Here is a 12352-nt window from a genome sequence, read left to right as displayed (position 1 = left end):
TGGCAGAACCAAACTTCAACTAGCTTATCCAATCTCTGCGATGACTTCAATTTCGACTTTTACATCACGAGGAAGACGAGCTACCTCTACTGCTGAACGAGCTGGAAATTCCTCTTTAAAGGCCGTTTGGTAAACCTCGTTAAAAGGAACAAAGTCGTTCATATCGCTCAAGAAACAAGTTGTTTTGACAACATGGTCAAAGTCTGTTCCTGCTTCTGCCAAAATAGCACCGATGTTTTTTAAGACTTGTTCTGTCTGTTCTTGGATAGTCTCTCCTACGATTTCCCCAGTTTCAGGAGATAGGGGAACTTGACCACTAGCAAACAAAAGGTTGCCAACGATTTTTCCTTGAACATAGGGTCCGATAGCCTTTGGAGCTTTGTCTGTATGAATTGTTTTTGCCATTTTCTTTTCCTCACAATTTTTCTAAGATTGCATCCCAAGCCTCATCCATCCCTGCCTTACTGACAGATGAAAAGAGGATAAAGTCGTCACTTGGGTCAAAGTTTAATTTCTTTTTTATTGCTGATTCATGCTTGTTCCATTTACCACGAGGAATCTTGTCCGCCTTGGTCGCCACAATGATAACCGGAATCTCATAGTATTTGAGAAATTCGTACATCTGTACATCATCTGCTGATGGGTCATGACGGAGGTCAACTAGACTAACAACTGCACGAAGATTTTCCCGAGTCGTTAGGTACTCCTCAATCATGCGCCCCCACTTTTCACGTTCCTTTTTAGAAACACGGGCATAGCCATAACCAGGCACATCCACAAAGCGCATCTTGTCGTCAATGTTAAAAAAGTTGAGAAGCTGGGTTTTCCCAGGTTTCCCTGACGTACGAGCCAGATTCTTACGATTCAGCATAGTATTGATAAAGCTAGACTTGCCAACATTTGAACGCCCTGCTAGGGCAATCTCTGGTAGTTCATCCTGCGGATAGTGGGACTTGTTAGCCGCACTGAGCAAGATTTCAGCATTATGTGTATTAAGTTCCATAGTCACCTCTAGGCTGTTTCTAGGATTGGTTTATCCGTTCCATCGACAGCTTCTTTTGTGATGCGGACCAATTTCACATTTTCCTGACTCGGTACTTCAAACATGACATCTAGCATGGTTTCTTCAATAATCGAGCGAAGACCACGCGCCCCTGTCTTGCGTTCGATAGCCTTATTGGCAATTTCCTGAAGGGCTTCATCGTCAAATTCCAACTCGACATCATCATAAGAAAGCAAGGTTTGGTACTGTTTGACCAAGGCATTTCTTGGCTCTTTCAAGATACGAACCAAATCATCTACTGTCAACTGTTCAAGAGCAGCAAAGACTGGCAAGCGTCCAATCAACTCAGGGATAATACCAAATTTTTGAATATCTTCTGCGATGATTTCTTGCATGTATGAGCTGTTTTCATCAATCGCCTTGTTATTTTGACCAAATCCGATGACTTTTTCTCCAAGACGTTGTTTGACGATTTCTTCAATGCCATCAAAGGCACCACCCACGATGAAGAGGATATTTTTGGTATCCACTTGAATCATCTCTTGTTGTGGATGTTTGCGTCCACCTTGAGGCGGAACGCTAGCAACAGTTCCCTCAATAATCTTGAGAAGGGCTTGTTGCACCCCTTCACCAGAAACATCACGTGTGATAGACACGTTCTCACTCTTCTTGGCAATCTTGTCAATTTCATCCACGTAGATAATCCCACGCTCTGCACGTTCAATATTAAAGTCAGCAGCCTGCAGGAGTTTGAGGAGGATATTTTCCACGTCCTCACCCACATAACCAGCCTCCGTCAGAGCTGTCGCATCTGCAATCGCAAAAGGTACATTCAAACTCTTAGCCAAGGTCTGAGCAAGGAAAGTTTTCCCCGAACCAGTTGGGCCAATCATCAAGATATTTGACTTCTGCAAATCCACATCTTCCGACTCTTCACGCGTATCGTGGAAATTGATACGTTTGTAGTGGTTGTAAACCGCCACTGCCAAAGCACGCTTGGCACGATCTTGACCGATTACATAGTGATTCAAGATATGGAGGAGTTCGATTGGTTTTGGAACTTCTGACAAGTCTGCCAAGACTTCCTCAGCCAACTCTTCCCGAATGATTTCCTGGGCCAACTCCACACATTCATTACAGATAAAGGCATTGTTGCCAGCGATTATTTTTTGTACTTCTTCTTGGCTTTTGCCACAAAATGAGCAATAAACCATCATATCATTTTTCCTAGTTGTAGGCATGATTTCCTTCCGTTCTATTCTATACTGTCATTCTATCTAAAATAAGGTCATGTAAAAGGCATGGACACTATTGACCAAATTGGTAAAGGCATTTAACCAGAGCAGGATAGAAAGCCCGTAACGCTTTTTACGAAAAGCCTGTGCTCCTGCCAGAAGGCAGATGAAACACAGAAAAGCCGTGAATAAACCAAATAAACTCCGTTCCATTAGACTTCCTTTCTCTTGCGGTATTGGATGGTAAAATCATAAGGATTTTTCTCATCTTTGGTATAGGATTTGCTTGAAACTGTCTCAAAAAGAGATAAGTCAAACTCCTCAGGAAAATAGGTATCTCCCTCCACCCGAGCATGAATGTGAGTCACAATCACTTCATCCAAATAGGACTCAAAAGCCTGAAAAATCTGCTTCCCACCGAGAATGTAGAGATTCTTTTCTTGAGCCTGATACCAGTCCAGAACAGACTGGACGTCCTGAAAAGTAGCAACCCCATCTATCTTTTCTTCCGAATTACGCGTCAAAATCAGGGTTTCCCGTTTTGGAAGCAGGCGACGCCCCATTCCATCAAAGGTCACCCGTCCCATCAAGATAGCATGATTCAGAGTTGTTTCTTTGAAGTGTTGCAGTTCTGCTGGCAAATGCCAAGGCAGACGATTGTCCTTACCAATCACACCCTCTTCATCCTGGGCCCAAATAGCTACGATTTTCTTAGTCATGCTTCCATCCTTTTCACTGATAGTACTATTTTATCAAAAAACTCAAAAAAAGACTGGTTTGGAATAGCTTACAAAATAGAAAAAATCTGTAAGAAATTTCCTACAGATTTATCTATGTTTCCTTGTTTCTTACAAACCAGGTGCTTGTCCAAGTTCTGCGGCAAGCATCCAAACTGTTTTCTCAAGTTCAGCCTTAGCACCAACAAAAATATCGTTTGTAACATCATCGCCTTCTTCGTCAGTCACATCCAACGCTTTTTGGAAAAGAGTGATGAGGTAGCGATAAATATCTAGAACACGTTCCAAGCTTTCTTCAACATTACGGTATTCACCAGCTTCTTCTTCGATTTCACTGTTTTGAAGGAACTCTGTCAAAGTAGAGAATGGGCTTCCACCAAGTGTGATCAAGCGTTCGCTGATTTCATCTAAATGACCATCAAGAGCATCCATGTACTCATCCATTTTTGGATGCCATACCATAAAACCGCGTCCACGCATGTACCAGTGCACTTGATGAAGAGCAATATGCGCTACATACAAATCTGCAACAGCTTGATTCAAAACTTCCTTTGTTTTTGCCAATGCTACTGGCGCTGCTTTTGTTAATGTTGCGACATCTTTTGCTGCTTCTTTTTTCAATTCTACCATTTTATTTTACCTCGTTCATTATTTTTTGTAACCACTTCTTAATGATTACTACCTTAGTATACTACTAAGGAAAGACAATAGCAAGCCAAATGACCCACATGAGAAAAGTTGCAATAGACTGATAATTTAAGAATTCTTTAGAAGACGAAAAAGAGGTCTGGATGCTTATAGTCAATGGAAATCCATCAGCAAACTAGGAAACTAAACCCAGCTTAACCAAAGTACAAGTTTTGAGGTCGCAGGTAGAACTGACCACGCTGACGTGGTTTGAAGAAATTCCCCAAGACTATAATAGATTGAAATAAGAGGGAGCCAAGTCGATTAGGAAAGACAAATGAATTTCTAAAAATGTTTTAGCAACCGCAATGTCCTGGTCTATATTCAATCTACTATATAAGATTCATTTCCTAGCAAGTTCTTGAATTTACTCGAGGATAAACTATCATAAAACAAAGAAAAGAGGGTGCTACTCTCACATCCCTCTTTCTAATCAGAGCTTAATACCAAACGCTGACATCCACACGCCCTTGGATTCCTTTCATGTATTCAGAAGAGGTATATTGCCAACCTTTTTCTCCTGAATAATGAGGGTTTTCCCATTCTAAAGCATTGGTATAGGCCGCTACCCAGTTTACATGTTTTAAAATATCTGGGTGTTTTAAACGTGTCTGTAATAAACTACGATAGCTATAGACATACACATTTTGATAACCCGCCTGCTTCATCGTCTCCATGTACTTGTTAATAATCTTAACCCAAGTACCTGTATCACTCGGAGCACGCTTACTTTTATTCACATACTCCCAGTTCTCAACATCATAGTAGATAGGGTAAGACAAGTTCATATTGTATTTCTTCAGAAGTTCAATGGTCTGTTCAGCGTCATTCTCAGCATCGGTCTCATTTTCAGCATAGGTATAGAGATAGACGCCATAAGGAATTCCCAGACGGTTTAACTCCTTAATGTTATGCGCCAATTCCTTGTCTTCTTTACCGCTATAACCTAGACGAACAATGACACCATCCACCTCGTTCTCATCAATAACCTTTTTCCAATCATTGATACGACCATTGTGCTCACTAATATCAATAACTTTCTTAGCATGTTCGGTTCCCACTTGCTCTTCTCTATTATTAAAGAAATAGCGTTTACCATCTCTGTGAACCCAGCCGACATTCAAATCTTTCTTTTCTTTGAGCTCACCAGAAGCCGCAAAGATATAGCGAGCACCATCCATAATCACTTCATCAGTCGCCATGGCACCACTTCCAGTCAAATAGTAGTTGCCTTGCCACTCATTCCGCGCCATATAGCCCCACTTCTTGAAATAGTACCATTTGCCGCCCACTTTTTGCCACTCTTGGTTGGCATAAGTTCCATCGGATTTTAGATAAAAATAAGCAGAATAAGCCGGATCATAAAGCCATTCATTTTGCATCATGGCACCTTGACCATTCAAGAAATAACTTCCTTGCCATTGGCTTTTAGCCATGTAACCCCACTTCTTGAAGTAATACCACTTATTTCCAATCAATTGCCATTCTTGATGAGCATAAGCCCCATCTGACTTGAGATAAAACCAACTCTTGTAATTACTGTCATAGATCCACTCGTTTTGGGCCATATACCCACCTGATTTCAGGTAGTAATTTCCATGCCATTCATTCTGCGCGTAACGACCATCTGAATTAATATAAAACCAAGCCTTATAGTAGTTGTCAAAAATCCATTCACTTTGAGCTTTAGAACCATCAGCCTTTACATAATAATCTCCATCCCAGTGGGCAGAGACACTGTTTCTCTGTTCATTGCTACTAGTTGATGAAGTCCCTGTTGATAGACTAGATTTTTCTGAAACTGTGCTTCCACTTGTTTCATCTGCCGCAATTCCTGAAACTCTTGCGCCAAGTAAGCAAAGACTTGCTAGCCCTATACATACAATTTTTGTTTTCAATCTTTCCTCTCCTATAAAAAATGGAACAGACATCTGAATGCTGTTCCACCTAGCTTTTGCTACTTACTGATTATTTTACAAAGTCAAGCAATGCCAAGAAGCTTTCAGCTTCAAGTGACGCACCACCAACAAGGGCACCGTCAACGTCTGGGCAAGCCATGTATGAAGCAACGTTTTCAGGTTTAACAGAACCACCGTATTGAACACGAACTTTGTCCGCAACTTCTTGACCGAAGTCAGCAGCTACAACGTCACGAACAACTTTACACATTTTTTGTGCGTCGTCTTGTGAAGCTGATTTACCAGTACCGATAGCCCAGATTGGCTCATAAGCGATAACTGATGCTGCAACTTGTTCAGCAGTCAATCCAGCCAATGCAGCAGATACTTGAGCACCTACAAATTCAGCAGCTTTACCAGCTTCGTAAGTTTCAAGTGACTCACCACAACAGATGATTGGAAGCATACCGTTTGCAAAGATTGCTTTTGCTTTTTTGTTGATATCTTCGTCAGTTTCATGGAAGTAGTCACGGCGTTCTGAGTGACCGATAACAACGTAGTCAGTACCGATTTCTTTCAAAACTTGTGGGCTAGTTTCACCAGTGAAAGCACCTGCATTTTCAAAGTAGCAGTTTTGAGCAGCAACTTTAAGGTTTGAACCTTTAGCAGCAGCAAGAACAGTTGTCAAATCAAGAGCCGGAGCTGCGATACCTGCTTCAACAAGATCTGATGAAGGAAGTTTTGATGCAACTGCTTCAACGAATGCTTTAGCTTCTTCTGGATTTTTGTTCATTTTCCAGTTACCAGCGATAAATGGTTTACGTGACATTTCACATACCTCTTTTTTCAATTTATTTTCTATTTATTTTATCACAATTAAACACAGCTTGCAAATCTTACTCGGATTTCAAGCCTGCTTACATGGATTAGTCCTTCCAGAGATCCATAGCATTTCTGAAATCTGCTGATACCTGTGTCAACTGAGGATTGCTTGCTTCTCTTTCTGCCCGCTTAGCCTCGATTTGAGCCACACTTTTGATACCTTCATGGCGCCAGTTTCTCAAAATCGCCTGAATGTACTTCCAGTTTGCTTTTCCATTCAAAACAGCTTCACGAAGAGCTTCCTTAATCAAGTCAGCACTGGTTCCATCTTCCTTTAGTGTCTTGGTCAAATCTTCAATCTCAAAAGGTGTCAACAAGCGTCCTAATTCCTGCTGGAAGGTTTCCACCAAATCTTTGAGCTGATTTTGAGATGTCAACTGGTCTGAACTCGAATGAGCGGCTCCAAGCAAATTATCCAAACGTTCCAAAGCCAAACTAGCATCAAAAAGCAATTCAATTTCGCCATTCAATTCGATCGTTCGATACTGAAGTAGTCCCCTCTCCGTCAGATTGGAAATAGCCTGATTGACATCCGAAATTTCCTTGCCAATCCTTTCAGCAATCTGGCTTGGCGACATTTCATCCAAACCTGTCGTATTTTGCAAATAGAAAAATTGCCAGACCAGAAAATCGTCGCTGGAAGGAAATAGTTCCTTAAAATGCAAGAGCAGGGCACTTGGTAAAACCAAGTTCCCTGATTTAAAAGCGTCTAAATATGTCATAATTCCTCTTATAAATACCCAAATGCAGATGCATCATCTTCTATTTTTCTCCAGTCAAAAGGCGTCTCCTGATAGACCGCATAATTCACCCAGTTACTGAAAAAGAGGGCTGCTGATGAAGACCAACAAAGACAAGGTGTCTGATTGACATCATCATCCTTAAAGTAATTTTCTGGAATATGTGGGTCTAAACCTGCATCACGATCCCTAAAATACTCTTTTGCCAAGGTATCACGGTCATATTCCAAATGCCCAAAACTATAAATTTCACGCAAATCCCGACTAGCCAAAATCGAAACCCCAACCTGAGATCCCTCTGATAAAATCTCGAGATTGGTCTTATTCAGAATCTCTTCCTTAGAAATCTCCGTATGTCGAGAATGAGGGGATACATAGCTATCATCAAAACCTCTAAAGAGAAGGTGCCCTTCTTTTAAAGTATCCTGAGGATAAATACCTGATAGCTTACTGTCCATCTGGTATTTTTCTACACCATAGCGCAGATAAAGCCCAGCCTGAGCCCCCCAACAGATATGAAGGGTCGAATAGACATGGGTCTTGGACCACTCAAGCACCTGGCTAAATTCCTCCCAATAGTCCACTTCCTCAAATGGTAAATGCTCAACTGGAGCACCCGTGATAATCATTCCATCAAAATACTCATCCTTGACTTCAGGAAAAGTTTTATAAAAGGTCTCCATGTGCTCTGAACGAGTTGTTTTAGAACGATGGCTCTCCATATAGAGAAAATCAATATCCAGTTGTAGAGGTGTATTGGCCAAATGGCGCAACAACTGGGTTTCTGTGACCATTTTTTGTGGCATAAGATTTAATATTAAAATCTTCAAAGGACGGATATCTTGGTGGGCAGCACGTTGATCATCCATGACAAAGATATTCTCTGTCCGCAAAATCTCAACAGCTGGTAATTTTTTATCAATTCGAATCGGCATAACCCTCTCCTAACTGTATTCTTTCAGGAATCATTGCATATGTTTGAAACTCTTCGAAAATCTCTTCAAACTGCGTCAACATTGCCTTGCCGTAGATATGGTTACTGACTTCGTCAGTTTTATCTGCAACCTCAAANNTTTGATTTTCATTGAGTATGAAACTAAATCTCAAACACCTAGTCCTTTTATTATACTGCAAGAAGATATAGTTTTCAATTATAGTTTTTCTCTAACTAGCTATAGTCTATTTTTATATCCTAATGTAGAGAAAACAGCCCTAGGGACTGTTTTTCATTAATAATGCATCAAAACTTTGTAATCGTAGTCACCGATTTTTTCACGACCGTTCAATTCATCCAATTCAACAAGGAAGGCACAACCCGCTACAACACCACCAAGTTTTTCAATCATTTCGATAGTTGCCTTAACAGTTCCACCTGTTGCCAAGAGGTCATCTACGATCAGAACACGTTGACCTGGCTTGATGGCATCAGCATGCATAGTCAAGGTATCAACACCGTACTCTTTTTCATAGTCAGCAGAAATGACTTCGCGTGGTAATTTTCCTGGCTTACGAACAGGAGCAAAACCAATTCCCAACTCAAAGGCAACTGGACAGCCCACGATAAATCCACGAGCCTCAGGCCCTACGATCATGTCGATTTTCTTGTCAGTAGCATACTGAACGATTTCACGAACAGCATAGCTATAAGCATTTCCATCAGCCATCAAAGGACTGATATCACGAAAAGTAATCCCTTCCTTCGGATAATTTTCAATTGTTGCAATGTAATCTTTTAAATTCATCTTTTTCTTTCTTTCAAAGTTTTTTACTCCCTATTATACCATATTTTCTAGTAAAGAAGAAAGAGAAAACAATATTTCATCTCCTAATCACCCTATAAGCCAAACAAGATGACCATTTTTATTCAAGGAGTATCACAAGATAGATGCCTAATATGACTTCCCTAACAAAAAGGAGAGAAGCATTTTGTTTCTCTCCCTAGATTAACTGATATCTCTCCACTACAATTGATAAAGAGATATCTTTTCTTGTAGTGCTTTGAATTTTATTTATTTTAATAGACTGTTTTTTCAGTTTCTACATCAAAGAAGTGTGCTTTGTTCAAGTCAAATCCAAGCTCAACTGTTGCACCTGTCTGCAAGTAGTCACGAGCATCAACTTTAGCAACAAATTCGTCTTTACCAACTTGGCAGTAAAGGTGAGATTCTGAACCAAGCAGTTCTGATACAGAGATAGTCGCTTTTACAACACAGTCTGGGAATGTTTCAAGGAAAGCAGGTTCTGCATTCACGTCTTCTGGACGAATACCGAAGATCAATTCTTTACCTTCGTAGCCTTTTTCACGAAGAACTTTCAAAGCACCTTCTGGAACTTTCAAACGGAAACCATCAGAAATAATTTCACTTCCAACCAATTTCACATTGATGAAGTTCATAGCTGGACTTCCGATAAATCCTGCTACGAATTTGTTAACCGGGTTTTTGTAAACTTCTTGAGGAGTACCGATTTGTTCTACACGTCCGATAGTACCTGTACCAGCAGGGTTCTTAGTTGCTGACATGATAACGATACGGTCTGCAAGTGTCATCGCTTCTGTTTGGTCGTGAGTTACGTAGATAGTTGTAGCTCCGATACGACGGTGGATTTTCGCAATTTCAGCACGCATTGATACACGAAGTTTAGCATCCAAGTTTGACAAAGGTTCGTCCATCAAGAATACTTTTGCATCACGGACGATAGCACGCCCCATGGCAACACGTTGACGTTGACCACCTGAAAGGTCAGCTGGTTTACGTTCCAAAAATTCTTTCAATCCAAGAATTTCAGCTGCTTCTTGCACACGTTTGTCGATGTCTTCTTTGCTGTATTTACGCAATTTCAAACCGAAAGCCATGTTGTCATAAACAGTCATGTGTGGGTAAAGAGCGTAGTTTTGGAATACCATAGCGATGTCGCGGTCTTTTGGAGCTACGTCGTTGACAACCACGCCATCGATAGATGCAGTACCTTCTGTGATGTCTTCAAGACCAGCAATCATACGGAGTGTAGTTGATTTACCACATCCTGAAGGACCTACGAAAACGATAAATTCTTTATCTTTGATGTTCAAGTTGAAATCTTCAACTGAATAGTGTTCGCTATTTGGATATTTTTTGTAAATATTTTTAAGATTTAATTCTACCATGAGGTGAACTCCTTTTGTCTTTTGATAATTATATTATAGATGAAAACGCTTTATATTTCTATGGCAAGGTGACCAAAAAAATTAAAAAGTTCTGTGCAACTTGCACAAAACTTTAGAGAATATCGGAGAATTTGAAGAAGATAATCTTTATTATTCTTCTATACAAAAGCAGAAACAAGAATCAGCTTTCCCATATTTTCGCTGATTCTCCACTACATTTGACTGGATTCTAATTTTTTAGAGAAATACAAAAGAGCTAGCCTAAGCTAACTCTTATCCTATGCGGAGAGAGGGACTTGAACCCTCACGACCTAAAGCGGTCACAGGATCCTTAGTCCTGCGCGTCTGCCAATTCCGCCATCCCCGCGTCGATTACTTTACTAGTATATCAACTTTTGGGATGCTTGTCAACACTTTTTTTCAATTTTTTTCATTTCATCAACCAAATTACTCTAAAATTTCATTTAGATTTTCATCTACTAACTTAGCTCCAAGTGTATTTTTGAAATGGCCTAGGGCAAATTGATGATTTTCAGGCCAGATGGAAGCAACAGCTGGTTGAACAATCTCGATGTCATATCCTAGATTATAGGCATCTATAGCTGTATGTAGGACACAGATATCCGTCAAGACACCTGTTAAGATAACGGTAGACACTCTACGCTCTCTCAAACGAATATCCAGGTCAGTCCCTGAAAAAGCTGAGTAATGGCGTTTATCCATCCAAAAGACACGACTGTCTGAACCATGCTCTTGATAAAAGGTCCCCAAATCTCCGTATAAATTCCGTCCGCTCGTCCCAATCAGATTATGAGGAGGGAATAGCTTGCTTTCTGGATGGAAACAATCGTTTTCTTCATGAGCATCGATGGTAAAGAAGATGTAATCTCCTCTTTCAAAAGCTAATCGAGTCACCTTGCTAATGGCATCCGAAATAGCCTGGGCTGGAGCGCCTGCTGTCAGCTTCCCACTATCAGCAACAAAATCTTCTGTATAATCAATCGAAATTAAAGCTTTAGTCATTAGTAATCTCTTTTCTTCACTTCTTCAAAAATATCTGAAATCAAGACCTTAAGATAGGTTCCCTTCATTCCAAGTGAGCGACTTTCAATAATCCCTGCAGACTCAAGTTTACGAAGGGCATTGACAATCACAGAACGGGTAATTCCGATACGGTCTGCAATCACAGACGCAGTCAACTGCCCTTCATTTCCATTTAATTCCCCTAAAATTGCTGAAACAGCACGGAGTTCGGAGTAAGAAAGGGTATTAACCGCCATGGTGACAGCAGTACGGCGACGGATATTTTTCTCATCTTCTTCACGCTGGAAGTTAAGAAGCTGAATCCCAACCACGGTACTGGCAATCTCAACCAAAATCAAATCTTCATCTTCGAATTTTTTATCATTGCGCCAAATAATCAAAGAACCAAGGCGAATCCCCGATACATGAATCGGTGCAATAGTCGTCAAGCCATCTGGAAAATCATCTCTACTCTCAACAGGGAAAATACTCATATCATGCTCAACAGGCAAGTTTGATTCTGTTTCGTAAATCATATTAGCCCCTTGAACGTAGTCATCTGGGAATATCTTAGTTTGGAAGAATTGCTCTACGCGATCTGTATTTGTTTTATAACGCATAAAATAGCCAAGCAGACGTCCCTTACTATTGATAATGCAGGCATTGCAATGAATAATATCCGCTAACTGACGCGTAATAGCGTTGTAAGGAAGCTCATCCTGCAACTGCTCCTCTGAGCGCTTCAAAATTGATGTAATCTTTCTTGTTTTTTCTAATAAATGTGCCATTTTTCACCTCGAATTTAATCGCTATCATTATAACATAAAAACGTCTCTTTTTCAATCATTATCTGAAAATTCCTTATTGACTTGCAATTTTTAAAAACCAGAATATTTTTAATTAAATTGTTCCTTTTCTATTGACAAACTGCCTATTTTTGTGTATTATAACATTATAAAAAGATAATACAATGATTTTATTTATACTCAATGAAAATTAAAG

The 12352-nt window shown here is 40.2% G+C and carries 14 protein-coding genes and 1 tRNA gene; all 15 read right to left on the bottom strand.

Annotation, left to right across the window (positions count from 1 at the left end):
* Positions 1 to 24: 24 nt before the first annotated feature.
* Positions 25 to 405 (bottom strand): RidA family protein, encoded by a 381-nt coding sequence (locus tag HT725_RS06715; protein ID WP_001140420.1) that lies wholly within the window; start codon positions 403 to 405, stop codon positions 25 to 27.
* A 10-nt stretch (positions 406 to 415) separates the two neighbouring features.
* Positions 416 to 1003, bottom strand: a complete 588-nt coding sequence (gene yihA, locus HT725_RS06710) for a ribosome biogenesis GTP-binding protein YihA/YsxC (protein ID WP_000422605.1) — start codon at positions 1001 to 1003, stop codon at positions 416 to 418.
* A gap of 8 nt (positions 1004 to 1011) precedes the next feature.
* Positions 1012 to 2244: an ATP-dependent Clp protease ATP-binding subunit ClpX gene (gene clpX, locus HT725_RS06705; protein ID WP_025170719.1), complete on the bottom strand. Its 1233-nt coding sequence runs from the start codon at positions 2242 to 2244 to the stop codon at positions 1012 to 1014.
* A 36-nt stretch (positions 2245 to 2280) separates the two neighbouring features.
* The gene (locus HT725_RS06700) at positions 2281 to 2451 is read right to left on the bottom strand and encodes a hypothetical protein (RefSeq protein WP_000442277.1); all 171 of its coding nucleotides are present in this window, start codon (positions 2449 to 2451) and stop codon (positions 2281 to 2283) included.
* Positions 2451 to 2957 (bottom strand): dihydrofolate reductase, encoded by a 507-nt coding sequence (locus HT725_RS06695; RefSeq protein ID WP_173253269.1) that lies wholly within the window; start codon positions 2955 to 2957, stop codon positions 2451 to 2453. The genes HT725_RS06700 and HT725_RS06695 overlap by 1 nt, the downstream gene beginning before the upstream one ends.
* Positions 2958 to 3086: 129 nt before the next feature.
* Positions 3087 to 3605, bottom strand: coding sequence for a Dps family protein (locus HT725_RS06690; protein ID WP_050107673.1), 519 nt, complete (start codon positions 3603 to 3605; stop codon positions 3087 to 3089).
* Between the two features lie 497 nt (positions 3606 to 4102).
* A complete protein-coding gene (gene lytC, locus HT725_RS06685; protein ID WP_173253268.1) occupies positions 4103 to 5593 on the bottom strand; it encodes a choline binding-anchored murein hydrolase LytC in 1491 nt (496 codons plus the stop codon).
* Positions 5594 to 5630: 37 nt separating this feature from the next.
* The gene (gene tpiA / locus HT725_RS06680) at positions 5631 to 6389 is read right to left on the bottom strand and encodes a triose-phosphate isomerase (RefSeq protein ID WP_000087893.1); all 759 of its coding nucleotides are present in this window, start codon (positions 6387 to 6389) and stop codon (positions 5631 to 5633) included.
* A 97-nt stretch (positions 6390 to 6486) separates the two neighbouring features.
* Entirely contained in the window at positions 6487 to 7164 is a 678-nt protein-coding gene (locus HT725_RS06675; RefSeq protein ID WP_173253267.1) for a DnaD domain-containing protein, read from the bottom strand.
* 8 nt (positions 7165 to 7172) lie between these two features.
* Positions 7173 to 8117, bottom strand: a complete 945-nt coding sequence (gene metA, locus HT725_RS06670) for a homoserine O-succinyltransferase (RefSeq protein ID WP_173253266.1) — start codon at positions 8115 to 8117, stop codon at positions 7173 to 7175.
* Positions 8118 to 8411: 294 nt separating this feature from the next.
* On the bottom strand, positions 8412 to 8924 hold the full coding sequence (locus HT725_RS06665) for an adenine phosphoribosyltransferase (protein ID WP_001049318.1): 513 nt from the start codon (positions 8922 to 8924) through the stop codon (positions 8412 to 8414).
* A gap of 272 nt (positions 8925 to 9196) precedes the next feature.
* Positions 9197 to 10327 (bottom strand): sn-glycerol-3-phosphate ABC transporter ATP-binding protein UgpC, encoded by a 1131-nt coding sequence (gene ugpC, locus HT725_RS06660; protein ID WP_000229957.1) that lies wholly within the window; start codon positions 10325 to 10327, stop codon positions 9197 to 9199.
* Positions 10328 to 10608: 281 nt separating this feature from the next.
* A tRNA-Leu gene (locus tag HT725_RS06655) sits at positions 10609 to 10694 on the bottom strand.
* An 80-nt stretch (positions 10695 to 10774) separates the two neighbouring features.
* Positions 10775 to 11350: an isochorismatase family cysteine hydrolase gene (locus HT725_RS06650; protein ID WP_173218162.1), complete on the bottom strand. Its 576-nt coding sequence runs from the start codon at positions 11348 to 11350 to the stop codon at positions 10775 to 10777.
* On the bottom strand, positions 11350 to 12138 hold the full coding sequence (gene codY, locus HT725_RS06645) for a GTP-sensing pleiotropic transcriptional regulator CodY (RefSeq protein ID WP_061439548.1): 789 nt from the start codon (positions 12136 to 12138) through the stop codon (positions 11350 to 11352). The genes HT725_RS06650 and codY overlap by 1 nt, the downstream gene beginning before the upstream one ends.
* Positions 12139 to 12352 lie beyond the last annotated feature (214 nt).

The organism is Streptococcus sp. 2579, assembly GCF_013277195.1.
Taxonomy (GTDB): Bacteria; Bacillota; Bacilli; order Lactobacillales; family Streptococcaceae; genus Streptococcus.
The sequence above is the reverse complement of the archived record's forward strand: the minus strand, read 5'-3'. Positions and strand labels throughout refer to the sequence as shown.

Coding starts and splice junctions, on each gene's coding strand:
- HT725_RS06715 (WP_001140420.1), bottom strand. CDS start 405: ATGGCAAAAACAATTCATACAGACAAAGCTCCAAAGGCTATCGGACCC.
- yihA (WP_000422605.1), bottom strand. CDS start 1,003: ATGGAACTTAATACACATAATGCTGAAATCTTGCTCAGTGCGGCTAAC.
- clpX (WP_025170719.1), bottom strand. CDS start 2,244: ATGCCTACAACTAGGAAAAATGATATGATGGTTTATTGCTCATTTTGT.
- HT725_RS06700 (WP_000442277.1), bottom strand. CDS start 2,451: ATGGAACGGAGTTTATTTGGTTTATTCACGGCTTTTCTGTGTTTCATC.
- HT725_RS06695 (WP_173253269.1), bottom strand. CDS start 2,957: ATGACTAAGAAAATCGTAGCTATTTGGGCCCAGGATGAAGAGGGTGTG.
- HT725_RS06690 (WP_050107673.1), bottom strand. CDS start 3,605: ATGGTAGAATTGAAAAAAGAAGCAGCAAAAGATGTCGCAACATTAACA.
- lytC (WP_173253268.1), bottom strand. CDS start 5,593: ATGTCTGTTCCATTTTTTATAGGAGAGGAAAGATTGAAAACAAAAATT.
- tpiA (WP_000087893.1), bottom strand. CDS start 6,389: ATGTCACGTAAACCATTTATCGCTGGTAACTGGAAAATGAACAAAAAT.
- HT725_RS06675 (WP_173253267.1), bottom strand. CDS start 7,164: ATGACATATTTAGACGCTTTTAAATCAGGGAACTTGGTTTTACCAAGT.
- metA (WP_173253266.1), bottom strand. CDS start 8,117: ATGCCGATTCGAATTGATAAAAAATTACCAGCTGTTGAGATTTTGCGG.
- HT725_RS06665 (WP_001049318.1), bottom strand. CDS start 8,924: ATGAATTTAAAAGATTACATTGCAACAATTGAAAATTATCCGAAGGAA.
- ugpC (WP_000229957.1), bottom strand. CDS start 10,327: ATGGTAGAATTAAATCTTAAAAATATTTACAAAAAATATCCAAATAGC.
- HT725_RS06650 (WP_173218162.1), bottom strand. CDS start 11,350: ATGACTAAAGCTTTAATTTCGATTGATTATACAGAAGATTTTGTTGCT.
- codY (WP_061439548.1), bottom strand. CDS start 12,138: ATGGCACATTTATTAGAAAAAACAAGAAAGATTACATCAATTTTGAAG.